This is a genomic window from Mycobacterium novum (assembly GCF_010726505.1).
GTDB lineage: Bacteria > Actinomycetota > Actinomycetes > Mycobacteriales > Mycobacteriaceae > Mycobacterium > Mycobacterium algericum.
Genome location: NZ_AP022562.1, coordinates 3,339,372 through 3,363,225, shown reverse-complemented (window position 1 = coordinate 3,363,225; position 23,854 = coordinate 3,339,372). Strand labels below are relative to the sequence as shown.

At 71.3% G+C, this 23,854-nt stretch carries 21 protein-coding genes; 8 read left to right on the top strand and 13 right to left on the bottom strand.

Annotation, left to right across the window (positions count from 1 at the left end; translation table 11 throughout):
* Window positions 1-91: 91 nt before the first annotated feature.
* Window positions 92-220: a hypothetical protein gene (locus tag G6N19_RS21645; RefSeq protein WP_269473680.1), complete on the bottom strand. Its 129-nt coding sequence runs from the start codon at window positions 218-220 to the stop codon at window positions 92-94.
* 61 nt (window positions 221-281) lie between these two features.
* Entirely contained in the window at window positions 282-2,414 is a 2,133-nt protein-coding gene (locus G6N19_RS15665; protein ID WP_158019490.1) for an ATP-dependent DNA helicase UvrD2, read from the bottom strand.
* Window positions 2,415-2,489: 75 nt separating this feature from the next.
* Between G6N19_RS15665 and G6N19_RS15660 the strand changes: the two genes are divergently transcribed.
* Window positions 2,490-2,750 carry a mycoredoxin gene (locus tag G6N19_RS15660; protein WP_041318427.1) on the top strand — a complete coding sequence of 87 codons (261 nt, stop codon included), beginning with the start codon at window positions 2,490-2,492 and terminating at the stop codon, window positions 2,748-2,750.
* 74 nt (window positions 2,751-2,824) lie between these two features.
* On the opposite strand, the gene nudC is transcribed toward G6N19_RS15660, so the two are convergent.
* Genes nudC through G6N19_RS15640 form a run of 4 tightly spaced genes read right to left on the bottom strand, consistent with a single transcriptional unit; the run spans window position 2,825 to window position 11,384 of the window.
* Window positions 2,825-3,739, bottom strand: coding sequence for an NAD(+) diphosphatase (nudC, locus tag G6N19_RS15655; protein WP_013829843.1), 915 nt, complete (start codon window positions 3,737-3,739; stop codon window positions 2,825-2,827).
* Entirely contained in the window at window positions 3,736-4,812 is a 1,077-nt protein-coding gene (locus G6N19_RS15650) for a potassium channel family protein (protein WP_013829844.1), read from the bottom strand. Before G6N19_RS15650 ends, nudC begins: the two co-directional genes overlap by 4 nt.
* Window positions 4,813-4,821: 9 nt before the next feature.
* A complete protein-coding gene (locus tag G6N19_RS15645; RefSeq protein WP_013829845.1) occupies window positions 4,822-8,253 on the bottom strand; it encodes an ATP-dependent helicase in 3,432 nt (1,143 codons plus the stop codon).
* A complete protein-coding gene (locus G6N19_RS15640) occupies window positions 8,250-11,384 on the bottom strand; it encodes an ATP-dependent helicase (RefSeq protein WP_013829846.1) in 3,135 nt (1,044 codons plus the stop codon). Before G6N19_RS15640 ends, G6N19_RS15645 begins: the two co-directional genes overlap by 4 nt.
* A 57-nt stretch (window positions 11,385-11,441) precedes the next feature.
* Here G6N19_RS15640 and G6N19_RS15635 point away from each other — a divergent pair, with 57 nt between their 5' ends.
* On the top strand, window positions 11,442-12,230 hold the full coding sequence (locus G6N19_RS15635) for an alpha/beta fold hydrolase (protein ID WP_193465262.1): 789 nt from the start codon (window positions 11,442-11,444) through the stop codon (window positions 12,228-12,230).
* A 10-nt stretch (window positions 12,231-12,240) separates the two neighbouring features.
* A complete protein-coding gene (locus tag G6N19_RS15630; protein WP_013829848.1) occupies window positions 12,241-12,537 on the top strand; it encodes an MGMT family protein in 297 nt (98 codons plus the stop codon).
* Window positions 12,538-12,551: 14 nt separating this feature from the next.
* On the opposite strand, the gene G6N19_RS15625 is transcribed toward G6N19_RS15630, so the two are convergent.
* The 3 genes from G6N19_RS15625 to G6N19_RS15615 all read right to left on the bottom strand — a co-directional run bounded on the left by G6N19_RS15625 (window position 12,552) and on the right by G6N19_RS15615 (window position 15,838).
* The gene (locus tag G6N19_RS15625) at window positions 12,552-13,406 is read right to left on the bottom strand and encodes a TIGR02569 family protein (RefSeq protein ID WP_013829849.1); all 855 of its coding nucleotides are present in this window, start codon (window positions 13,404-13,406) and stop codon (window positions 12,552-12,554) included.
* 108 nt (window positions 13,407-13,514) lie between these two features.
* Entirely contained in the window at window positions 13,515-14,693 is a 1,179-nt protein-coding gene (gene moeZ / locus G6N19_RS15620) for an adenylyltransferase/sulfurtransferase MoeZ (protein ID WP_013829850.1), read from the bottom strand.
* A gap of 110 nt (window positions 14,694-14,803) precedes the next feature.
* Complete coding sequence (locus G6N19_RS15615; protein WP_013829851.1) at window positions 14,804-15,838, bottom strand: DUF3152 domain-containing protein; 1,035 nt, start codon at window positions 15,836-15,838, stop codon at window positions 14,804-14,806.
* Window positions 15,839-16,041: 203 nt separating this feature from the next.
* On the opposite strand from G6N19_RS15615, the gene G6N19_RS15610 reads away from it, so the two are divergent.
* Window positions 16,042-16,728, top strand: a complete 687-nt coding sequence (locus tag G6N19_RS15610; RefSeq protein ID WP_013829852.1) for a TetR/AcrR family transcriptional regulator — start codon at window positions 16,042-16,044, stop codon at window positions 16,726-16,728.
* 15 nt (window positions 16,729-16,743) lie between these two features.
* On the opposite strand, the gene G6N19_RS15605 is transcribed toward G6N19_RS15610, so the two are convergent.
* Window positions 16,744-17,001, bottom strand: coding sequence for a DUF3107 domain-containing protein (locus G6N19_RS15605; RefSeq protein ID WP_013829853.1), 258 nt, complete (start codon window positions 16,999-17,001; stop codon window positions 16,744-16,746).
* 100 nt (window positions 17,002-17,101) lie between these two features.
* Entirely contained in the window at window positions 17,102-17,797 is a 696-nt protein-coding gene (locus G6N19_RS15600) for a ferritin-like fold-containing protein (protein ID WP_041320051.1), read from the bottom strand.
* Between the two features lie 256 nt (window positions 17,798-18,053).
* Here G6N19_RS15600 and G6N19_RS15595 point away from each other — a divergent pair, with 256 nt between their 5' ends.
* Both G6N19_RS15595 and G6N19_RS15590 read left to right on the top strand, forming a co-directional pair.
* On the top strand, window positions 18,054-19,568 hold the full coding sequence (locus G6N19_RS15595; protein WP_041320053.1) for a DEAD/DEAH box helicase: 1,515 nt from the start codon (window positions 18,054-18,056) through the stop codon (window positions 19,566-19,568).
* A 15-nt stretch (window positions 19,569-19,583) separates the two neighbouring features.
* A complete protein-coding gene (locus G6N19_RS15590; RefSeq protein ID WP_193465261.1) occupies window positions 19,584-20,819 on the top strand; it encodes an Rv3212 family protein in 1,236 nt (411 codons plus the stop codon).
* Between the two features lie 39 nt (window positions 20,820-20,858).
* On the opposite strand, the gene G6N19_RS15585 is transcribed toward G6N19_RS15590, so the two are convergent.
* The gene (locus tag G6N19_RS15585; RefSeq protein WP_041320055.1) at window positions 20,859-21,659 is read right to left on the bottom strand and encodes a ParA family protein; all 801 of its coding nucleotides are present in this window, start codon (window positions 21,657-21,659) and stop codon (window positions 20,859-20,861) included.
* A 79-nt stretch (window positions 21,660-21,738) separates the two neighbouring features.
* On the opposite strand from G6N19_RS15585, the gene G6N19_RS15580 reads away from it, so the two are divergent.
* Complete coding sequence (locus tag G6N19_RS15580) at window positions 21,739-22,344, top strand: acid phosphatase (RefSeq protein ID WP_083035859.1); 606 nt, start codon at window positions 21,739-21,741, stop codon at window positions 22,342-22,344.
* Window positions 22,345-22,397: 53 nt separating this feature from the next.
* Entirely contained in the window at window positions 22,398-23,456 is a 1,059-nt protein-coding gene (locus tag G6N19_RS15575) for an isochorismate synthase (protein WP_193466415.1), read from the top strand.
* Here the strand turns inward: G6N19_RS15575 and G6N19_RS15570 are convergent.
* Window positions 23,404-23,808 carry a hypothetical protein gene (locus tag G6N19_RS15570; protein ID WP_049792910.1) on the bottom strand — a complete coding sequence of 135 codons (405 nt, stop codon included), beginning with the start codon at window positions 23,806-23,808 and terminating at the stop codon, window positions 23,404-23,406. The genes G6N19_RS15575 and G6N19_RS15570 overlap by 53 nt on opposite strands.
* Window positions 23,809-23,854 lie beyond the last annotated feature (46 nt).

Here is a 23,854-nt window from a genome sequence, read left to right as displayed (position 1 = left end):
CGTGATCCGGGCCTGGTGGCGGTGTGCCGGGAAAAGACAACGGCCACGGATCCTGGTCGGGTCCGTGGCCTGCGGTGGGCGGGGCTGGCGCTTAGGGCGTACCCCGGGGCACGGACGCGTCGACTACGGCGACGGCATGGCGAATACGCGGTGCCGCCGCCTCGGCAGCGGCATGGCGCGCGCCGGCCGCGCGTACCCGCATGCCCCTGATCGTGGTCATGGTGTCCGAGGTTAGCGGGTCGGGGCCGAGACTCACAACCGAATTACCTCCGGTGCGGGGCTCAGCTCCGGTTGCGGACCAGCTCGAGCACGTCGGAACCGAACTGCTCCAGCTTGCGCGCGCCGATGCCCGGGATCGCGACCAGAGCGGCCTCGTCGGCGGGCAGCATCTCGGCGATGGCGGTGAGCGTGTTGTCGGAGAAGACGATGTAGGCGGGCACTTTGAGCTCGGTGGCGGTGCGCAGCCGCCAATCCTTGAGCGCCACCAGCAACTCGGTGTCGACATCGGCCGCGCACGTCTCGCACCGGCTCAGCATGATGGCCGCCGGGGTGCCCAGCGCCTTGTTGCAGACCCGGCAATGTTTCGGCGCCCCGCGGGCGCGGCGGCGCGCGGGTGCCCGCGGATCGGGTTGGGGCACCGCGCCGTCGATACCGTGCAGAAACCGCGACGGCTTGCGGCCGGCCCGCCCGCCGGGGGCGCGGGCCAGCGCCCAGCTCAACGCCAGGTGCACCCGGGCGCGGGTGACGCCGACGTAGAGCAGCCGGCGTTCCTCCTCGACGGCCTCACTGTCGGGGCCGTGGGCAAGGGCGTGCGAGATCGGCAGGGTGCCGTCGACGAGCCCCACCAAGAACACCGCATCCCATTCCAGCCCCTTGGCGGCGTGCAGCGACGCCAGCGTGACGCCCTGCACCGTCGGCGGGTGACGCGAGTCGGCACGCACCCGCAGTTCGGCCAGCAGACCGGGCAGATCCAGGTCGGGGCGCTGCGCCACTTCGTCGTCGACCAGTTCGGCCAGCGCACCGAGGGCCTCCCAGCGCTCCCGCGCCCTGACGCCACTGGGTGGCTCGGCCGTCAACCCCAGCGGTTCGAGCACCCGGCGCACGGTCTCCGGGAGCGCGGAGCCGGTATCGTCGCCGCGCTCGGCGGTCCGCCGCAAGGCCACCAGCGCCTGCCGGATCTCCTGCCGGTGGAAGAAGCCCTCTCCCCCGCGAACCTGGTAGGCGATGCCGGCCTCGGTCAGCGCCTCCTCATACACCTCGGACTGCGCGTTGACCCGATACAGCACGGCGATCTCCGCCGGCGCGACACCGCCGTCGATCAGCCTCGCGATCGACTTGGCCACCGCGGTCGCCTCGGCGACCTCGTCGGGATGCTCCCGAAACGTCGGCAGCGGGCCGGGCTCGCGCTGGCCGACCAGCTTGAGTTTGCTGCCCGCAACGCGCCCGCGGGCCGCGGCGATCACCCGGTTGGCCAGCGACACCACCTCCGGTGTGGACCGGTAGTCGCGCTCCAGGCGCACCAGGGCGGCATCCGGGAAGCGGCGGGTGAAGTCGAGCAGGTAGCGCGGCGAGGCGCCGGTGAACGAGTAGATGGTCTGATTGGCGTCGCCGACCACGGTCAGATCGTCGCGCTCGCCCAGCCAGGCCGAGAGCACCCGTTGCTGCAGCGGGGTGACGTCCTGGTATTCGTCGACGACGAAGCAGCGGTAACGGTCCCGGAATTCGGCGGCCACCGCCGCATCGTTCTCGATGGCGGCGGCGGTGTGCAGCAGCAGGTCGTCGAAGTCGAGCATCGCCACTTCGCCGCGGGCTTTCAATGCTTCATAGCCGGCGTAGACATCGGCCAGTTTCGCGGCGTCGATCGGGGTGTCGCGGCCGGCGGCGGCCACCGCCTCCGGGTATTGCTCCGGCCCGATCAGCGACGCCTTGGCCCACTCGATCTCGCCCGCGATGTCGCGGACATCGTCGTTGGACAGCCGCAGTCCGGCATGTCCGGCGGCCCGGGCGACCACCCCGAATTTGCGGTCCAGCAGTTCCCAACCGGTCTCGCCGACCACCCGCGGCCAGAAGTAGCGCAGCTGGCGCCGCGCGGCGGCGTGGAATGTCAGCGCCTGAACCGCCCCCACGCCGTTGCCAACGCCGCCCTCACCGCCCGCGGCCGAGCCCAGCGCGCGCAGCCGCGACCGCATCTCCCCGGCGGCGCGCTGGGTGAACGTCACCGCCAGCACCTGCCCCGGTGCGACGTGACCGGCCGCGACCAGGTGCGCGATCCGGTGGGTGATGGTGCGGGTCTTGCCGGTTCCGGCACCGGCCAGCACGCACACCGGCCCGCGGGGAGCCAACACGGCGGCGCGCTGCTCGTCGTCCAGGCCGGCGATGAGCCCGTCCGCCGGAACTCCGTTCGGGTCAGCCATGGCGTCCATCTTGACAGGGGCCTCCGACGCCGGGCCGCGAGCGGCCCGCATCGCCAGCCGCTAGCTTTAAGAGCTATGACTGTTAGCGATCCACCGCTCATCATGTACACGACGCAATGGTGCGGTTACTGCCGCCAGCTCAAGAAGGCCCTGGAGAAGTTCGAGATCGGCTACGACGAGATCAACATCGAGCAGGACCCCACGGCAGCCAAGTTCGTCGAGTCGGTCAACGGCGGCAACCGCACGGTTCCGACGCTGCGCTTCGCCGACGGTTCGACGATGACGAATCCGACCGGGCGTGAGGTCAAGGCGAAGCTGGATCGGCTCAGCAGCTGATTAATTGCGCGAGCAGACACCAAAGCCCCCTAATCGCACCGTTTCAGGGCGCTTTGGTGTCTGCTCGCGCGGGATCAGTCGACCCAGGACTCGATGATGGTCCGGGCGATCGAGATCGAGCCGGGCAGCAGCAGTTTCGCGTCCGCGGCGCCACCCGTCCAGGCCCCGGCCGACAGCGCGGCGCGCACCTCGTCGCGGGTGAACCACGCGGCCTCGGTGATCTCGCCGTCGCTGAAGACGAACTCCTGGCCCGGGTCGGCGACGGCGTGGAAGCCGACCATCAGCGAACGCGGGAACGGCCAGGGCTGGCTGCCCAGATAGCTCACGTCGCGCACCGCCAGCCCGACCTCCTCGTGGACCTCGCGGACCACACAGGCCTCGAACGACTCGCCGGCTTCGACGAAACCGGCCAGCAGCGAGAACATCCGCACGGGCCAGTTGTGCTGCCGCGCGAGCACCACCCGGTCGGCGCCGTCGTGCACCAAACAGATCACCGCCGGGTCGATGCGCGGGAACTCCTCGGCGCCGGTGATCGGGTTGGCCCGCGCCCACCCGCTGCGCACCGGCTTGGTCGGTGTGCCGTCGACAGCGGAGAACCGGGCGTTCTCATGCCAATTCAGCAGGGCGATCGCCGAGGAGACCAGCTGGGCGCTGGTGTCGTCGAAGACGTCGCCGGTCACCCGCAGGTCGAGCACCGAGACGTCGCCGTCGGGCGGCGCCTGCAGTGCGCCACGGATCGCCCAGACATGCCGGCCGTCCTCGATACGGCCCAGAAACACCGCGTCCGTCGGCGGGGTCTGACCCAGTTCGGTGGTGTCGTGCAGCACCACGCGCCCGCCGGCGACCAGCACCTGGTTGCGGGCATCGACCCGCAGCAGCGCCGCGTGCGGCCAACCGGCGACGGCGGCGTCGGTGTCGGTGCGCAACTGGTCGGCCCGGTCGGCCCCGACCCGCGACAGCAGCGGTATCTGGCGCAGCCGGAAGCTCACGGGTTGTTCACCGTTCGCACGTAGAGCAGCCGGTCGCCGGCCTCGACCGCATCCAGTTCCGGTGCGTCCAACCGCAGCAGCTGCCCGTCACGGACCACGGCGAGCACGATGTCGTTGAGATGTTTCGCCGAGCCACCGACCTCCTGCTGCTCCACTTCTCGCTCGGCGATGGCGTAGCCGGCGTCGGGGGTGAGCAGATCCTCGATGATCTCCACCACGCTGGGCGTGGTGGTGGCGATGCCGAGCAGTCGGCCGGCCGTCTCCGAGGACACCACCACCGAGTTGGCACCCGACTGTTCCAGCAGATGCTGGTTCTCGGCTTCCCGGATGGCCGCCACGATGGTGGCCTCCGGGGCGATCTCGCGGGCGGTCAAGGTGACCAGCGCCGCGGTGTCGTCGCGGCCGGTGGCCACCACGATCGCGGCCGCGCGTTGGGCACTGGCCAGGCGCAGCACATCGGACTTGGTGCCGTCGCCGCGTACCGTCACCAGCCCCTTGCCCTCGGCCTGGTCGAGGACGGCCTGGTCGTTGTCCACCACGACGATGTCCTTGGGCGGCGACTCGTCGTCGCCGCGCATCGCGGCGATGGCGGTCTTGCCCTTGGTGCCGTACCCGATGACGATGGTGTGGTCTTTCACCCTTCTCCTCCAACGCTGAATACGGAATGCCTGCCGGGAATTCTCGGTGAACGCCTCCACGGTCGTTCCGACCAGCAGGATCAGGAACGCGATCCGCAACGGGGTGATGACCAGGACGTTGATCATCCGGGAGAATTCGGTGACGGGCGTGATGTCGCCGTACCCGGTGGTCGACAACGTCACCGCCGAGTAGTAGAGGCAGTCCAGGAAACTCAGCCGGTCGCCCTGCACATCCTGGTAGCCGTCGCGGTCGAGGTAGACCAACAGCGTCGACACCAGCAGCGCCGCGAACGCGATCGCGGTGCGCCGGTAGACGGTGCGTCCCGGACTGGATTGCCGCTGCGGCATGTGCATGCGGCCGACGAGCGCGTAACTGGGCTGGGCGGTCAGCGGTTCATCGAGGCCGCGCAGCCGACGCCATCTAGCGCTCGCCACGACGAACGGTCACCGGTCAGCCTGACGCACGGACCCACTGTAGCCATCCGGGTCGGCACCGGTGAGCAGTGCGGCCAGCTCGGCGGCGTCGGGCAGCTCATCGGGGACGACGGTGGTCCCGGTGCGCACGTAGTGGAAGGCGGCCCGCACCCGCGATTCCGGGCAGTCGGTCAGCGCGGCCCAGGCCAGCCGGTAGACGGCGAGCTGGACGGCGGCGTGACGGCGCGCCTCGGGGCCGTCGGGGACCGCACCGGTCTTCCAGTCCACCACGGTGACGCCGCCGTCCGGCTCGGCGAACACCGCGTCGATGCGGCCCCGCACCACGGTCTGCCCGAAGGTCATCTCGAAGGGCACCTCGACGGCGGCGGGTGAGCGGGCCGCCCACGGCGAATCCAGGAATGCCGCCTGCAGGTCCGCCAGCTCTTCGGCGTCGGCCCGGGCGGTGTCGGCGTCGGCCGCACCGGGCAGGTCGTCGAGCTCGAAGAGCCGCTCGGCACCGTAGAACCGCTGTACCCAATCGTGAAATGCGGTGCCCAGCAATGCATGCGGGTCCGGGCGTGCGGGAAGCCGGCGGGTCAGCCGCTGGGCTGCGCCGATGGGGTCGCGGCTCAACTCGACCAGACCGCTCACCGAGACCTGGCTGGGCAGCGTCCGGGCCGGTTGCGCAGCCACGCGGGCCCGCTCGGCCAGCAGCGCATCGACGTCGGCAGACCACGAGCCGGCCCGCGATCCGTTCACGGGCTCAGCGTCCGGCGCCGGGTCGGCTCTGAGCGCCGCGCTGACCAGCGCCGCGCCACGTTCGACGTCGCTCCGCCGGCCGGCCAGCGGATCGACCGGCCAGTTCCCTTCGCTGACGTTGTCGCCCAGCGGGTTTCGCTCGCCGCCGGCCGGCGCGTCCGCCCACTGCTCAATCGACCCGCAAGGCGTCCCGGCGGCCGCCGAATCGTCGATCACCGCCTTGAGTTCGGTCAGGAACTCCGACGGGCCGCGCGGCTTGGTCTCACCGGCGCCCCAGTGGTGACCGGAGACCAGCAGGGTGTCCTCGGCGCGGGTGACCGCGACGTAGAGCAGCCGACGCTCTTCGTCGACACGGCGCTGATCCAGCCGGCGCAGATGCTCGGAGATGGTGTCGGACAGCTGCTTTCGATTCGTGACCGCGCCCGTGTCGAGCACCGGGACGCCGTGATCGCCGGGCCCATGCGGCGGTCCCAGCTTCGGCTCTCCTTCGTCGAGCCTCGCTGAACCGCGGTGTTGATGCGGCGGTCCCAGCTTCACCTCTCCTCCGTCGAGCCTCGCTGAACCGCCGGGCTCGGCGCGGTCGCCGCGCAGCAGCGGCGGCAGTTCGGCGGCATCCGAGAGCCAGCTGCGGCGCGACGCGGTCGACGGAAACACCCGCGCCACCAGGTGCGGCACCGCCACCACCTGCCATTCCAGTCCCTTCGCGGCGTGCACCGTCAGGATCTGGACCCGGTCGGCGGCCACCGCGGGTGCGGCCGGCGCCAACCCGTTCTCCACCACGGCGGCCGCATCCAGGTAGGCCAGCAGGCCCGGCAGCGATGCCTGACCCACGCGTCCTTCCACGTAGCCGGCCACCACGTCGGCGAACGCATCGAGCTGTTCGGTACCCGACACTCCGGTCACCGGCGGCGCGGCGAGCACCTCGCAATCCAGGCCCATCACCCGGCGCACTTCGGCGACCAGGTCGGGCAGCGGATGGCACAGGTGGCCGCGCAGCACGGTCAGCTCCTCGGCCAGCGCGGTGACGCGCCGGTATCCGGTGGCCGAATAGCGCTCCGCCGGGCCCGGGTCGGCGAGAGCATCAGCCAGGCACGCGGTGTCGGAATCGGGCCCGGCCTGCGCGGCGATCTCGGCGGCCGAGAACGGCCCGGCCACCCGATCGGTGCGGGCCAGCTCGGCCGCCCGCCGCCACAGTGCGGCCAGGTCGGCGGCACCGAACCGCCACCGCGCACCGGTCAGCACCCGCATCGCCGCGGCGCCGGCGGTCGGCTCGGACACCAGCCGCAGCATCGCCACCACGTCGGCGACCTCCGGCACCGACAGCAGCCCGGCCAGCCCGACCACCTCGACCGGGATGCCGCAGGCCCGGATCGCCTCGGCGAACGGCGCGGCGTCGGAGTTCCGCCGTACCAGCACCGCGGCGGTGGGGGGAGCGACGCCGTCGGCCGCTGCTTGCCGGTAGCGCTGTTGCAGCGCCTCGGCCACCCACCGGTGTTCGGCGGCCACGTCGGCCAGCAGCGCCAGCCGCACCCCGCCCGGGGGCGCGTCCGGCCGCGGCCGCAACGTGTGCACGGTGACGGAACGCCGCCGGGCCTCCGCGGAGATCTCATTGGCGACGTGCAGCACCTCCGGCGGGTTGCGCCAGCTGGTCCGCAGTTCCAACGTCGGGGCGGGGGTGCCGTCGGAGAGCGGGAAGTCGGTGGCGAATCGGGGCAGGTTGGTCGCCGAGGCGCCGCGCCAGCCGTAGATCGACTGAATCGGGTCGCCCACCGCCGTCAGGGCCAGCCCGTCATCGACGCCGCCGCCGAACAGTGATGACAGCGCGATGCGCTGAGCGTGGCCGGTGTCCTGATACTCGTCGAGCAACACCACCCGGTAGGTGGCGCGCAGTTGCGCGCCGACGGACTCGCCGGCCCGCGCCAGCCTGGCGGCGGTGGCCATCTGCGCACCGAAGTCCATCACCCGCTCCGCCCGCATCCGCTGGTGCAGTGCGTCGATCAGCGGTACCAGCGAGGCGCGTTCGGTCTGGGTGTCCAGCATCTTGAGCAGCGACTGGTTGGGGTCGGCGCGCTGACGCGGTCCGGGCGGCAGGGTGTGGACCAGCCGCTCCAACTCCAGGTGGGTGTCGCGCAGCGCATCGGTGTCCACCAGGTGTTCGGCCAACTGCCCGGCCAGGCGCAACACCATCGCGGTGATCGCGGCCGGGTCCCGGTCGGTGCGCAGCTCGCCCGGGTAGCCACTGACCACGTCGAACGCGAGCTGCCACAGCCCGGTCTCGGTGAGCAGCCGGGTATCGGGTTCGATCCCGAGCAGCAGCCCGTGCTCGCGCAGCAGCGCACCGGCGAACGCGTGGTAGGTGCTCACCGTCGGCGTTGCCGAACCACCGGCCGATCCGGCGAAGCCCGGCTCGGGGATCAACAAGCCGGTGCCGGCCAGCCGGGCCAGCCGGGAACGGACGCGGCGCAGCAGTTGGCCGGCGGCCTTGCGGGTGAACGTCAACCCCAGCACCTGGCCCGGATCGGCGTAGCCGTTGGCGACCAGCCACACCACCCGGGCGGCCATCGTCTCGGTCTTGCCGGCGCCGGCCCCGGCGATGACCACCAGCGGACCCGGCGGTGCGGCGATGACCGCCGCCTGCTCCTCGGTGGGCTGGTGCAACCCGAGCGCTGCTGCCAGCTCGGCGGGGTCGTAGCGGGCCTTCATGCGCCACTCCCGCCGGTGTGGGCCGGACAGATCGGCCGGATCGGGCAGTGCCGGCAACCGTCGTTGACCCGGGCGGTGAACTGCGGACCGGCGGTCGCCGCGGCCGCCGCAGCGATGCGCTCCCGCCAGTCGCGACCGGACTCGGGGGTGAGCGGGTCCTGCTCACGCTCGGTGGCGCCGCCGGCCGCGGTCTTGGCCGGGTAGACCAGCCGCGCGCCACCGGGCTGCTCGTCGGGCCCGACGAGGCCGGCTTCCACTGCCAGCTGGTAGACGGCCAGCTGTGCGTGCTGTTGCGCGTCGTCCTTGCTGACCGGCGTCTTGGCGGTTTTGACGTCGACGACCACCAGCCGTCCGGCCGCATCGCGTTCGATCCGGTCGATCCGGCCGCGCAACCGCACCCCCTCACCGGCGTCGATCACACCGTCGAAGGCGATCTCGGTGCCGACCTCGGTGAGTTCGTCGCGGGTCTGCGCCCGCCAGGCAAGGAAAGTCTCGATCATGGCGCGGTGCCGGTCCTGCTCATTGGCCGAGTGCCACGGCGATTCGAACGGCAGTTGCCGCCAGGCCCGGTCCAACTCGGCCAGCAGCTCTTCTCGGCTCACAGCGGACTCGGCGACCAAGGCGTGCATCAGCGACCCGATTGTCGAGCGCAGGTCACGGCCGTCGGTTCCACCGTGCCGTTCGGCCAGCCAGCGCAGCGGGCAGTCCAGCAGGCTCTGCAGCGCCGACGGCGACAGCGTGACGACCTGCCCACCCTCGGTACGCCACAGCGGTTCCTCGGTGCTCACCGGCGCCGTCCCGTGCCAGTCGGCCGGGTCGGCACCCGGTACCCCGGCACGTACCAGCCGCGCCAATTGCGTTGCGGCATCGGCACGTTCGGAGTCAGTGACAACACCGTCGGGAGCGCAGACCGCCGCCCGAAGCCGCCCGACCACCCCGGCCGCCGACAGCACCGGCGGGGCCGCGACCGGCGGTGCCGGTGCCGGCACGCCGTCGGGGGTGGCGCAGGCCGCGAGTTCGGCGTGAAACTCCGAGGGGAGCTGTTCCTCGGTCGCGCCGCCGTCCCCCTCACCGTCGACGGCGGTGATCATCAACCGATGCCGTGCCCGGCCCATCGCCGCCACCAGCAGCCGCCGCTCCTCGGCGAGCAGCGGCGCCCGGGCCGAGACCTCGTCACCGAGACCGTGCAGGCTGTCCAGTAGGCGCTGGGTCCCCAGCACGCCACCGCGCGGAACGGTGTTGGGCCACAGCCCTTCCTGGACACCGGCGATAACCACCAGATCCCACTCGCGCCCGAGTGCGGCATGCGCGCTCAGCACCTCGACCGCCTCGACGCCCGCCGCGGCCTCGGTGCGGGGCATCACCAGCTGCATGGCGGTGACATGCTCGATGAGGCCGGTCAGGGTGGCGCCGGCCGTGCGTGCGACATAGTGCTCGGTCAGATCGAACAGCGCGGTCACCGCGTCCAGATCCCGGCCTGCTTGGGCGCCGGCCGGTCCGCCGCGCTGTGTGGCCGACAGCCAACGTTGTTGCAGCCCGGACCGATTCCAGGCCTGCCACAGCGTGTGGTGCGGATCCCGGCCGTCCGCGTGGCTGCGCGCCGCGGCCTGCAACACCGCGCGCACCCTGCGCAGTGCGCGGGCGTGGGCGACCGGCAGCTGGCCGGCCTCACCGCGCAGCACCGCCACCAACCGGTCACCGGGATCGGATTCCGGGTCGGCCGCGGCGCCGCGGCGCAGCACCCGCTGCAGCTGCCGCAACGAGATCGGGTCCACGCGCCCGATCGGGCCGGTGAGCAGGGCCAGCGCGCGGGGACCGTCCACACCCTCGGCCGCGCATTGCAGCACCGTCAGCAGCGCTGCCACCGCGGGCTGCTGGGCCAGCAGACCGCCGGCGATGGGAAGGGCCACCGGAACACCGGCGGCGGTCAGCGTGCGAGGCAGTCGGGCCGCCGCGCGCGGCACCGACCGGACGATCACCGCCATCTGGGACCAGGGCACGCCGTCGACCAGGTGGGCGCGCCGCAGCGTGTCGGCGATCAGAGCGGCCTCGGCATGGCCCGAGACCGCGGTGCGCACAGTGACCGACCCGGCGTCGGGACCCACGGCCTCGAGGCGCCGGGTGGCGCTGCGGCCGGGCAGTCGCGCGGCGATGGTGTTGACGGCGCGGATCACCGCCGGGGCGCATCGGTGTGATGCCGTCAAGTGCACGGTGGGTGCGCCACCGGGCGTTGGGTCGTCGGAGAGCAGCGCGGCCGGTTCGGCGCCGCGGAACCCGAACACCGCCTGGTCGGGGTCGCCGGCGATCACGGTGCGCTGCACCCCGGCAGCGAGTACCCGCACCAGCCGGGCGGCCTGCGGGTCGAGTAGCTGGGCGTCGTCGACCAGCAGCAGCCGCAACCGGCTGCGTTCCTCGACCAGCAGGCCGGGGTCGGCGGCGAAGGCCTCCAGGGCGGCCCCCACCAATTCCGCGGCGCCCAGCGCCGGTGTGGTGGCCTGCGGTGCCGCGGTGCCCACCGCGGCACGAAGCAGCATCACCTGTTCGTACTGTCGGGCGAACCGGCCCGCGGCCGTCCACTCCGGGCGCCGGTACCGCTTGCCCAGCCGGACCAGCTCGGCCGGGTCGACGCCGCGTTCGGCGCAGCGTGCCATCAGATCCCGCAGTTCGGTGGCGAAGCCGTCGGTGCCCAGCGCCGCGTGCAACGACGACGGCCAGGCGCGGGCGCCGTCGCCGGCAAGCAGTTCCCGGATGACGCTGTCCTGCTCGGCCCCGGTGACCAGCCGCGGTGGGGCGGCCTCGGCCCGTCGCGCGGCGCGCTGCAGCACCGCGAACGCGTAGCCGTGCACGGTGCGCACTAGTGGCTCCCTGATCGCCCGGGTGGCCGCCGGGCCGCCCGCGGCCAGCAGCGTCGCAGTCAGTGCACCCCGGGCCGCCGCCGGAAGCCGTCCCGATCCGGTCAACAACAACAGCGAATCCGCATCGGCGCCGGCGGCGACATGAGCCGCAGCCACCTCGAGCAGCAGGCTGGTCTTCCCGGTCCCCGGGCCGCCCCGCACCTGCAGCACTCCCCGCCGCAGCGGATCCAACGCCGCGGCGACCTCGCCGGCATACGGCTCCCAGTGCTGCGTCATGACGCCATGACACCACTACCCTCTGACAATCCCGGTGAGGGCTGGCACCATCGACGGGTGAATTCCGATCATCGGCTGCACGTGCACCGCTATGGTCCGGCCGGCCCGATACAGCTGTTGGCCGTGCACGGCTTGACCGGCCATGGGGCCCGCTGGCGACACGTCGCCGGGCAACTGCCTGAAACCACTGTCGCCGCACCGGATCTCATCGGCCACGGGCACTCGTCGTGGGCGGCCCCGTGGACTATCGACGCCAACGTGGCGGCGCTGATCGGGTTGCTCGAGGACGGCGCCGGCGGCCCCGTCGTGGTCGTCGGGCATTCCTTCGGCGGAGCGATAGCGCTGCATCTGGCCGCGGCGCGCCCCGACCTGGTCCATTCGGTGGTGCTGCTCGACCCGGCGATCGGCCTGGACGGCCACTGGATGGCCGAGATCGCCGCAGCGATGCTGGCGTCCCCGGACTATCCCGACGCCGCCGAGGCCCGCGCCGAGAAGGCCAACGGGGGGTGGTCGGACGTGGATCCGGTGCTGCTCGACGCCGAACTCGCCGAGCACCTGGTGGCACTGCCCGGCGGGCGGTTCGGCTGGCGGATCAGCGTGCCGGCGATGATGTCGTACTGGAGCGAGCTGGCCCGCCCCCTCGTGCTGCCCCGATCGACGCCGACGACGCTGCTGCGCGCCACCCGCACCTCACCACCGTATGTGGACGCGCGCCTCATCGAGGCCCTGCAGACGCGGCTCTGCACGAAATTCCAACTCGTGGACCTTGATTGCAACCACATGGTGGATCAGGCCCGGCCCGCCGAGGTGGCAGCGGTCATCCACGACCGGTTGGTCCGGAACTAGGAGTTCCCCGGTGGCGACCGTGACCGACGAGCAGGTCGAGCGGGTGCGCGCGCTGATCCTCGGCATCCCGGCCGGCCGGGTCGCCACCTACGGCGACATCGCCTCCGCAGCAGGGCTTTCCAGCCCTCGCATCGTCGGCTGGATCCTGCGGGTCGACGGCGCCGACCTGCCGTGGCATCGGGTGATCAGGGCGTCCGGGCGGCCGGCAACCCAGCTGCGCACCGAACAACTCGCACGGCTTCGCGCCGAAGGGGTGACCGCCGTCGACGGACGAGTGGATCTGCGCGCCGCACGTCACCGATTCTGACGGCGCCTGCGGGGTCAGAGCGCCAAGCGCACCAGTGCCGCAGTGCGGGCCAGCCCCGGGAACGCCTCGGCCGTCGAGCGCGGGTGCAGCGCATGTACGGCGAGTCGGAACATCAACGCGCGCAACAGCATCTGCGGCCACTCGGGCAGTGAATCCCAGCGTTCGATCAGCCCGTCATCGGCGTCACCCCACGACAGGGCGTCTACCACCACCACTCCGGCGGCCCAGGACGGCGGCCGCCAGTACGGCGTGATGTCGGTGATGCCGGGCGCCGCGGCACCGGAGAACAGCACCGTGCCGTACAGGTCGCCGTGCACCAACTGACTGGACCCCTTGGTGGGCTTGCGCAGCGTGGCGAGCTGATTGATCAGGTCGATGGACCGCTGCCCGTCCACCGAACCCGGAGCCAACCGGGCGCCGGCCTGCAGTGAGGCGAACGGCTTCTCCTCCCACGCCGCCCGATCGGCGGCGATGAACACATCGACGTCGGCCCACGGCGCCACCGGCGCCTGGGTGAGGAAGCGCGGCCGTTCCAACTTGGCGGTGGCCTCGTGCAACCGAACCGCCGCCGAGACCACTTCGTCGTGACGGGGCTCGGGACTGCCCGCCACGAAGGTGTCGGCCCGCCATCCAGACACCACATAGCGTCCGTCGGTGGAGCGCACCGGCCGGGCCAGTCGGATGCCGTCGGCGAACAGCGTTTCGCGCACCTTTGCCGACCAGGCGGCCCTGGCATGGTCGGCGACCATCGACACCACCACTTCCCCGCACTTCCAGCCGTCCTCCCACCCGGCACCCAGCGGGGTGGGCTCCATGCTGCGGAGGCCGAAAGTCGCCAGCACGTGCTCGGGCGGCGGCTCGACAGTCACGCGACAACTCTATGCTGTCAGCGTCAGGGCGTCGGGGAGCCTCGCCGCTGTGCCCATGCGGCGGTCCCAGCTTCACCTCTCCTGCGTCGAGCCTCGCTGAACCGCCGGTCAGTACATCACCATGTCGGGCTGCATCGCCTTGGCCCACGCCACAATTCCACCCTGCAGATGGACCGCGTTGGCGAAACCGGCCTTCTTCAGGGTGGCCAGGGCCGCCGCCGAACGCACGCCGGTCTTGCAGTACAGCACCGGAATCCGGTCCTGCGGCAGCGTCGCCAGCCCCTCGCCGGTGTTGAGCATCGACTGCGGTACCAGCCGGGCGCCCTCGATGTGGTTGATCTCCCACTCCGCCGGCTCACGCACGTCGATCAGCTCCAGTTGCTGCCCGGAGTCCAGCAGCTCACGCAGCTCGGCCGGGGTGATGGTGGACCCGGCGGCCGCCTCGGCCGCATCCGCGGAGACCACCCCGCAGAACGCCTCGTAGTCGATCAACTCGGTGATCTTGGGCGTGGACGGATCCTTGCGCACCCGAATGGTGCGGTAGCTCATCTCCAGCGCGTCATAGATCAGCAGCCGGCCCAGCAACGACTCCCCGATGCCGGTGATCAACTTGATCGCCTCGGTGCCCATCACGGACCCGACCGACGCGCACAGCACCCCCAGCACGCCGCCCTCGGCGCAGGACGGCACCATTCCCGGCGGCGGAGGCTCGGGGTACAGGTCGCGGTAATTGAGTCCCCGACCGTCCGGTGCGTCCTCCCAGAACACCGAGACCTGGCCCTCGAAGCGGAAGATCGAGCCCCACACATAGGGCCGGTGCGCCAGCGCCGCGGCATCGTTGACCAGATAGCGGGTGGCGAAGTTGTCGGTGCCGTCCAAGATCAGGTCGTAGGATTCGAACAGCTGCACGGCGTTCGACGCGTCCAGCCGGAATTGGTGCAACCGGACGTCGACCAGCGGGTTGATCGCGTTGATCGAGTCGCGGGCGCTCTCGGCCTTGGCGCGGCCGACGTCGGCGACCCCGTGGATGACCTGGCGCTGCAGGTTGGATTCGTCGACGACGTCGAAGTCGATGATCCCGATGGTTCCGACACCGGCGGCCGCCAGATACAGCAACGTCGGTGCGCCCAGCCCCCCGGCACCGATCACCAGCACGCGGGCGTTCTTGAGCCGTTTCTGTCCCTGCACGCCGACGTCCGGGATGATGAGGTGCCGGCTGTAGCGCTCCACCTCATCGCGCGTCAGCTCGCCGGCGGGCTCCACCAGCGGCGGCAGTGATCTCGACACCGCACAATCTCCTCGAAGTCGTCTTCGTCATCCATCACAGCAGCTGGTGGGGGCAACGACAAACCCACGACGAAGCTTCCCGGGTCCGGCGGCCCGATCACCCGATCGGCTCAGGCGATGGGGGCCGGCCACGGGTTGAACCGGCAGGTCTTCCCGTCGGGCTTGACCCAGTCCGGGTCGAACTTCGCCGCGTCGTCATTGGAGGTGCCGAACGTCTGCTGCATCATCACCGGCGCCAGGCCGTCCTGCCGCTCGCACGGCTCGTGATGCTGATAGCCCAGGGCGTGGCCGACCTCGTGGTTGATCAGGTACTGCCGGTAGGAGCCGATGTCGCCCTGGAACGGCACCGCGCCGCGAACCCAGCGGGCCTCGTTGATGAACACCCGCGGTTCCGACCGCGCACCGTAGGACGGGTTGTAGCACGACGCTTCCAGCGGAATCTCGTACCCGCAGCCTTCCCGGACGGTCAGCGGCGAGGTCAGCGAGATCCGGAAGTCGGGTTCGACGCCGCTGGTCGCGTCGACCCGCACGAACCCGATCTGCGGGGTGTGCGTCCACCCCTTGGGGTTGCGCAACGTCTGGTCGACCATCCGGGCGAACGCCTCGTCGCCGCCGAACGCGGTCGTGTCGATGCCGTTCTCCACCTCGATGGTGTAGGCGAACACCTTCTCGGTGCCCCGGCCGAATACCGGCTGGGTGCCCGGAACGACATGCCAGGTCATGGCGCCGGCCTCGGTGAACGGGCCACCGTCGGGCAACACCCCGGTCGGCAGGTTGACGTCGAATTCGGTGAGCCCCCGCGGCGGCGCGCCGATGATCGAGGTGCCGGCCGATCCGATCGTCGGCGGGCCCTGCACCGGCTCGTCGGAGTCCTGGGCGCGTACCCCGGTGCCGGTCACGGTCTGATAGACCACCACCACGGTGAGCACCATCAGGACCGGCAGCGCGTAGGCCCGCCAGCCGTAGGTGGACACGAAACTGCCCAGCCAGGTCTGCTTGCGCCACTGCCGATGGACGTCGCGGTCAGACCGCAGCCGACCGGTGCCGGCGGCGAGTGGATCGCGCTGCGCGCGCAGGGGTTCGCGGAAACGATCCCGAAGTACCGGGGCTCGACCGCCGCCGCGTTGCCCCGGGTCGTAGGTCACCGTCCCAGAATGACACAACCACTGCGAGCTGGGACTCTTCGCCGCGCCATGTCGGGGTGCCGCGAACCGTGCCGCAACGGGCCGGCGCCGCCTTGGTGGATGTCGCTGGCAGATCTGACGGGGGCAGCGCGTAGTCTCGCTCTCACGCACCGGCCGTCGGGCGCTCATTCCTGCCGGCCGGCCGAACCCGGATTGAGGAGTCGATGAGCAAACCGATCGACACGGCCGAGCGCGGTGGCGGCAAGTCGGCCGGCCGCGGCTCAGGGGCCGCCAAGGCGCCGGCGGCCACCAGCCGTCGGGGCAGCCGGCTGCCCCGCGACGAGCGACGCGGACAGCTGCTGATCGCAGCCAGTGAGGTGTTCGTCGACCGCGGCTACCACGCAGCCGGTATGGACGAGATCGCCGATCGGGCGGGCGTCAGCAAACCGATCCTCTACCAGCACTTCGCTTCGAAACTGGAGCTGTACCTGGCGGTGCTGGCCCGCCACGTGGAGAACCTGGTCTCCGGTGTGCGGCAGGCCCTGCGGACCACCACCGACAACCGCCAGCGGTTGCGGTCGGCGGTGCAGGCGTTCTTCGACTTCATCGAGCATGACGGCCAGGGCTACCGGCTGATCTTCGAGAACGACAACGTCGCCGAGCCGCAGGTCGCGGTCCAGGTGCGGGTCGCGACCGAATCGTGCATCGATGCGATCTTCGATCTGGTCAGCCACGACTCCGGCCTCGACCCGCACCGCGCCCGCATGGTCGCCGTCGGGCTGGTCGCGATCAGTGTGGACTGCGCCCGCTACTGGCTCGACAGCGACCGTCCGATCTCCAAGGAAGACGCGGTCGAGGGGACGGTCGCGTTCGCCTGGGGTGGGCTGTCACACGTGCCGCTCACTCGTTGAGAAGAACGGACTTCGTCACGAGGAATTGGCCCGGGCAATGGTTTCGGAGCCGATCCCGAACCCGACCCGCCGGCTGTCGGCGGCCCCGATCTCCACATAGGCGATCTTGGCGGCCTGCACCAGAAAGCGGCGCCCCTTGTCGTCGGTGAGGGCCAGCAATTCCGTGCCCTTGCCCAACGCGGCGACCACCAGTTCCTCGACTTCATCGGGCGTCTGCGCGCTGTTGATGACCAGTTCGCGCGAGCTGTCGGTGACCCCGATCTTGACCTCCACGCCGGCCCCTTTCGTTTGCGTCGGGCGTTGTCAAGCAGGCTAGTGGACGGGCCCCCGGTTGGTGCGCACCGGCCGTTCGCCCTCGGCGATACGCCGGCCGCTACGCCAGGCCCAGTTCGCGCATCCGCTCGTCATGGGTGTGCTGGATGCGGTCGAAGAACCCGGCCAGGTGTGCCAGCCCGGCCGCACCGGCGACCACCAGGTCGACGAGTTCGTCGTGGTCGGCCAACACGTACTGGGCCTGGGTGATCGCCTCCCCGAGCAGCCGGCGCGACCACAGCGCCAGCCGGCTGCGCTGCTTGGCGCTGGCGGTCACCGCGCCCCGCACCTCGTCGACGACGAACTGGGAGTGCTTGGTCTCGGCCAGCACCGCGCGCACCACGTCGGCCACCTCGTCGGGGAGGCCGTTGGCGATCTGCAGATAGAAGTCGGCGGCCATCGCGTCACCGACATAGGTCTTGACCAGTGCCTCCAGCCAGGTGCTGGGCATGGTCAGCCGGTGGTAATTGTCCAGGGCGGTGGCGTATTTCGACATCGCCTCCACCACGTCGACACCGCGGGCGTCGAGGGCTTGACGCAGCAATTCGAAGTGGCCCATCTCCGCGGCGGCCATCGCCGCCATCGAGATCCGGCCACGCAGATCGGGTGCCATGCGGGCCTCGTCGGTGAGCCGGTAGAACGCCGCCACCTCGCCGTAGGCCAGTACCGCGAAAAGCTCGTTGACACCGGGATGATCGGCGGACAGTCGGGGCGGGGAAGACTGGGCTTCGGCGTCGGTCGAGGGAACCGAATTCATCACCACACTGTAGGCGTTGCGCCGGACTGGACCGGTGCCCGGCCCGAACAGGTAGTATGACCGGCAGGCAGTGCCGATTCGGCGCTGTCGCGCAATGTGCGTACACGCGGTTGGCCCGCCTCCTCGGCGAGTGCAGGGCCCCCCGGATTGGCAAGTCAGGTATCGACCGTCACAGCGTGTGCGCCCCGACCACACCGCGATCGACTTTCATACCGCGCCAACTCCGAAAGGCACCTGCCAGCGCATGACCCCCCTTATCGCCACCACTCGACCCACCTCTCCACCGACCTTCGCCGAACTGGGCGTCCGCGACGAGATCGTCCGCGCCCTCGCCGAGGACGGCATCGAACGCGCTTTCGCGATCCAGGAGCTGACGCTCCCGCTGGCCCTGGCCGGCGACGACCTGATCGGCCAGGCCCGCACCGGTATGGGCAAGACCTACGGTTTCGGCGTCCCGCTGCTGCAGCGGGTCAGCACCAGCACCGACCGGCCGCTGACCGGCATCCCGCGGGCGCTGGTCGTGGTGCCCACCCGCGAGCTGTGCATCCAGGTCTCCGGCGACCTGGCCGACGCGGCGAAATACCTGACCGCCGGAGACCGTCCGCTGTCGGTGCAGGCCATCTACGGGGGCCGGCCCTACGAGCCGCAGATCGAGGCGCTGCAGGCCGGCGCGGACGTCGTCGTGGGCACCCCGGGCCGGCTGCTCGACCTGGCCCAGCAGGGCCATCTGCAGCTGGGCGGGCTGACCGTGCTGGTGCTCGACGAGGCCGACGAGATGCTGGACCTGGGCTTTCTGCCCGACATCGAGCGCATCCTGGCCCGCATCCCCGATGACCGGCAGTCGATGCTGTTCTCGGCGACCATGCCCGGCCCCATCATCACGCTGGCCCGCAGCTTCATGAACCAGCCCACCCACATCCGCGCCGAGGCGCCACACTCCTCGGCGGTCCACGACGCCACCGAACAGTTCGTCTACCGGGCCCACGCGCTGGACAAGGCGGAGCTGGTCGCCCGGGTGCTGCAGGCCCGCGGCCGGGGCGCCACAATGATCTTCACCCGCACCAAGCGGACGGCGCAGAAGGTGGCCGACGACCTCGGCGAGCGCGGGTTCAAGGTGGGTGCGGTGCACGGCGACCTCAACCAGGTGGCCCGCGAGAAGGCCCTGAAGGCGTTCCGCACCGGGGACATCGACGTGCTGGTTGCCACCGACGTGGCCGCCCGCGGCATCGACATCGACGACGTCACCCACGTCGTCAACTACCAGTGCCCCGACGACGAGAAGACCTACGTGCACCGCATCGGCCGCACCGGCCGCGCCGGCAAGACCGGTGTCGCGGTCACGCTGGTCGACTGGGACGAACTGGCCCGCTGGTCGATGATCGACAAGGCGCTGAACCTGCAGTGCCCGGACCCGGCGGAGACCTACTCCAGCTCACCGCACCTGTTCACCGAGCTGAACATCCCGACCGAGGCCACCGGCGCCATCGGCAACGCGGGCCGGTCGCCGGCCAAGCGGTCCGAGGGCGGCGATGGCGAGCGCCGCGAGAGCTCGGCCGACCGGCAGCGGGCGCCCCGCAACACCACCCGCTCCCGGCGGCGTACCCGCGGCGGCCGGGCGGCCGGCGGTGACACCTCGGCTCCGGCCGCCCGCACCGGTGAGCCCGGTGAGGCCAGGACAGCCGGACCCTCGGACGACAACGGTCAGAGCGCGCCGCGCCGCCGCCGTCGCCGGCGGCCGAGCAAGACCGCCGCCGCGGTGAACGGCAACTGAGCCGGATCAGCTGAGATGGTGCGACCGGAGCGCCGCACCGCCGGCGATGTGCTGGCCGCAGCGGTGATCGCGGTCGTGGTCGTCGTCGCCGGGGTCATCATCTGGTGGACCAGTGACGCCCGCGCGACCGTCAGCCGGCCTGCGCTGGATGAAGCGACCACCCCGCAGTCGGCCGCCATGGTGCCGGCTGCCCTGAACCAACTGTGGACGGCGGCCAGCCCGGTCACCCGGGCTCCGGTGATGGTGTCCGGCACGGTGATCACCGGCGAGGGGCCGCAGCTGACCGGGCGTGACCCGGCCACCGGCGAAGAACGCTGGAGCTATGCCCGCGACGTCGACCTGTGCGGCGTGTCCTGGATCTACCGGTATGCCGTCGCGGTGTATCCCGACTCCCGCGGCTGCGGCCAGGTCAGCACGGTCACCGCCGCGACCGGCCGGCGAGGACCGGCCCGGACCAGTTACGCCGACCGGAGCGTGAACGTCACCTCCGAGGGCAGCTCGGTGCTCTCGGCCGGCAGCACCCGGCTGGAACTGTGGCGCTCGGACATGGTCCGGGTGCTGTCCTACGGCGAGATCGACGCCCGCGTGAAGCCGACGGCACGCGGCCGCGGCCAGGGCTGCACGCTGGTGTCGGCGGCGGCGGCCTCGTCGGCGGTCTCGGTGCTCGAGGCCTGCCCCGGGCAGGACGATCTGCAGCTGACGCTGCTGCGCGCCGGCAAGGAAGAAGACGAACCGGAGACCCAGCATGTCCCGCAACCGGGGGTGGCCGCCGATTCCGGGGCCCGGGTGCTGACGGTGACCGACGCTGACTCCGGCACCAACACCGCGGTCTATCTGCCCACTCCGCAGCCGCGGGTGGAAGTGGTCGACCAGACCGGCACCACGATCGCCACGACGATGCTGCCGGCAAAGCCCAGCCCCGCCAGCGCCGCGCTGCAGGTGTCGCGGCCCACCGGGTTGGTCTGCTGGTGGACCGGCGATGCGGTGATGGTGTTCGACTCGGGAACCCTCACGTATCGCTACACCATCCCGGCGGCGGGGGCCGCGGTTCCATTGGGGCCGGCGGCGATGATGGCCGACCGTCTGCTGATCCCGGTGACCGGTGGCGTCGGCGTCTTCAACCAGCGCACCGGCGCCGCCGAACGTGTCATCCCGGTCAGCCGCCCCGCCGGGGTGAGGGCGGTGTTCCCGGCAGTGTCGGGCCCGATGGTCCTGGAGCAGCGCGGCGACACCGTGGTCGCGCTGGGCTGATTGGCGCAGCCTCGCGCGAGGGACGCAGGCTGGCACGCGCTAGATCTCCGGAGTGAAGGTGGGCAGCGCCTTGCCGTTCTTCCAGTACTTGAGCAGCGCTTCGGCCAGCTCCCGATAAGCCTGGGCCCCTTTGTTCTTGCGGGCCGCGATAACCGATGCGCCCGACGCGCTGGCCTCGGCGAAACGCACGGTGCGCGGGATCGGCGGACCCAGGACCGCCAGACCGTACCGGTCGGCGATGTCGAGCAGCACGTCGCGGCTGTGGGTGGTGCGCGAGTCGTACAGCGTGGGCAACGCACCGAGCAGACGCAGTTTCGGGTTGGTGATCTGCTGGACGTCGGCGACGGTACGCAGGAACTGGCCGACACCGCGATGGGCCAGCGTCTCGCACTGCAACGGCACAATCACCTCGCCGGCCGCGGTGAGCCCGTTGAGAGTGAGCACCCCCAGCGACGGCGGGCAGTCGATGACCGCCACATCGAACTCGCCGTCCAGCTTGGCCAGTGCCCGCTGCAGGGCGTACTCGCGGCCGGCCCGCATCAACAGCATCGCCTCGGCGCCGGCCAGGTCGATGTTGGCCGGAAGCAACGTCATACCCTCGTCGGTCGATACCAGCGCCGTGTTGGGCTCCACCTCACCGAGCAGCACCTCATGCACCGACACCGGCAGCTTGTCGGGATCGTGCCCCAGGGAGAAGGTCAGGCAGCCCTGCGGATCGAGGTCGACCAGCAGCACCCGCCGGCCCAGTTCTGTCATCGCCGCGCCCAGCGACGCCACCGTCGTGGTCTTGGCCACGCCGCCCTTCTGGTTGGCAACCGCCAAGATTCGCATGCCCGTCACACAGGCCATACTGGCACGGCTTGCGGCCCCGCAGCACCAAACGCTGGTCGGTGTCCGTCGTCGGGCAGAATCGACGGACGTGGGCATCGAGGAGCACCGACTGCTGCTGTTGCGCCACGGCGAAACCGAGTGGTCGAAAAGTGGACGGCACACCGGGCGCACCGAATTGGAGCTGACCGAGACCGGCCGGCGCGAGGCGGTCGCCGCCCGCGCAACGCTGGCGAAACTGCGGTTGGACAACCCGTTCGTGGTCTGCAGCCCGCGCCGCCGCGCCCAACTGACCGCCGAGCTCGCCGGGCTGCACGTCGACGAAGTCTCCGACGACCTCGCCGAATGGGACTACGGTCGCTATGAGGGGCTGACCACCGCGCAGATCAGGGAATCGGAATCGGACTGGCTGGTCTGGACGCACGGCAGCGCGGGAGGCGAGTCGGTGGCACAGGTCAGCGATCGCGCCGACCGGGCGGTCGCAGCGGCATTGCGACTGCTGGTCTCACGCGATGTGGTGTTCGTCGGACACGGCCACTTCTCCCGGGCGGTGATCGCCCGCTGGCTCGAGCTGCCGTTGGCCGACGGTGCGCGGTTCGGCATGACCGCGGCGTCGCTCGCGGTGTGCGGATTCGAGCACGGGGTGCGCCAGCTCACCGCCCTCGGGCTGACCGGGCCGAAGGCCGCGGGGCTTTGACGGCACCGACGTTCGTGCTGTCCGGGCCGGCCGGGACGCTGGTGGCCGACGGGATGGCCGCCGGCTTCTGCGATCTGGGCGCCGCACGGACCGCGCTGGTCACCGGCCAGGCGCCGATCGTGGTGGGCGCGTTGCCCTTCCATCCGGATGCCGCCACCGCGCTGTTCGTGCCGGGCCGGGTGCGCCGCGCAAAGGCGCTGCCGGCCGGGCCCGCGGCGACACTGCCGGCGGTGCGTATCGCCGCGCAGCTGCCCGAGCCCGACGAGCACCGCGACCGGATCCGCCGGGCCTTAGGTGAGTTGAACGCAGCAGACGGCGTCCTGCGCAAAGTGGTGTTGGCGCGCAGCCTGCGGCTGGCCGCCGACGCGCCGTTGCACCCGGCCACGGTGCTGCGCCGGTTGGCCGCCGCCGATCCGAGCGGCTACGGCTATCTGGTCGACCTGAGCGCCGCCGGGGACACATATGCCGGGGCTGTCCTCGTGGGTGCCAGCCCGGAGTTGCTGGTGGCCCGCGACGGCGACCGGATCACCTGCCGGCCGTTCGCGGGCTCGGCCCCGCGCTCCCCCGACCCGGCCGTCGACGCCGCCAACGGGGCCGCATTGGCCGAATCCGGCAAGAACCGCCATGAGCATCAACTGGTCGTCGACCAGTTGCGTACCGCACTCGGGCCGCTGTGCAGCGAACTCGACATCGCACCGGAGCCACGGCTGACCGGCACCGCCGCGGTCTGGCACCTGAACACCCCGATCACCGGCCGGCTCCGCGACACCGCCACCACTGCGCTGGATTTGGCGTTGGCACTGCATCCCACGGCGGCGGTCGGCGGGGTTCCGACGGGGGCCGCGATCGATCTCATCGCAAACCTGGAGGGCGACCGCGGCTTCTACGCCGGCGCGGCCGGCTGGTGCGACGCGAACGGCGACGGCCGGTGGGTGGTGTCGATCCGCTGCGCGCAACTGTCCGCCGACCGACGATCCGCATTGGCCCACGCCGGTGGCGGGATCGTCGCCGGATCGGATCCCGATGACGAACTGGCCGAAACCGTGGCGAAGTTCAGCACTATCCTGTCGGCGCTGGGCGTTGCGCCGCCCAGCGCAGCGCCGCGGGGCTGAACAGCGCCACCAGCACCGCCGCCGCGGCGATGCCGACTACCGCGCCGTAAGCCCACCGGTGCGAGCCGACCCCCATGTACCAGGCCACCGGAAGCAGCGACAGGTTGGCGAACACCGCGACGCCGCGTCCGATCCGCCGGCCCCGCAGCAGCGCCCAACCGGCGGCCAGCACCGCGGCACCCATCAGCGCGAACCACGCCGCGGTGCCGTAACCGCTGGCCATCCGCTGATCGGCACCGGCCACCGCCCGCCACACCAGCACCACCGCGACCACCAGCGAGGCCACGCCCTGCACCGCAACGATCAGGCCCGCAGCGAGCACTGCGCGGGGTGGGTCGACGACGGCATTCACGTCGCCAGCCTAGCCACCCGGTCGCACTCCCCGGATGCCCATAGAC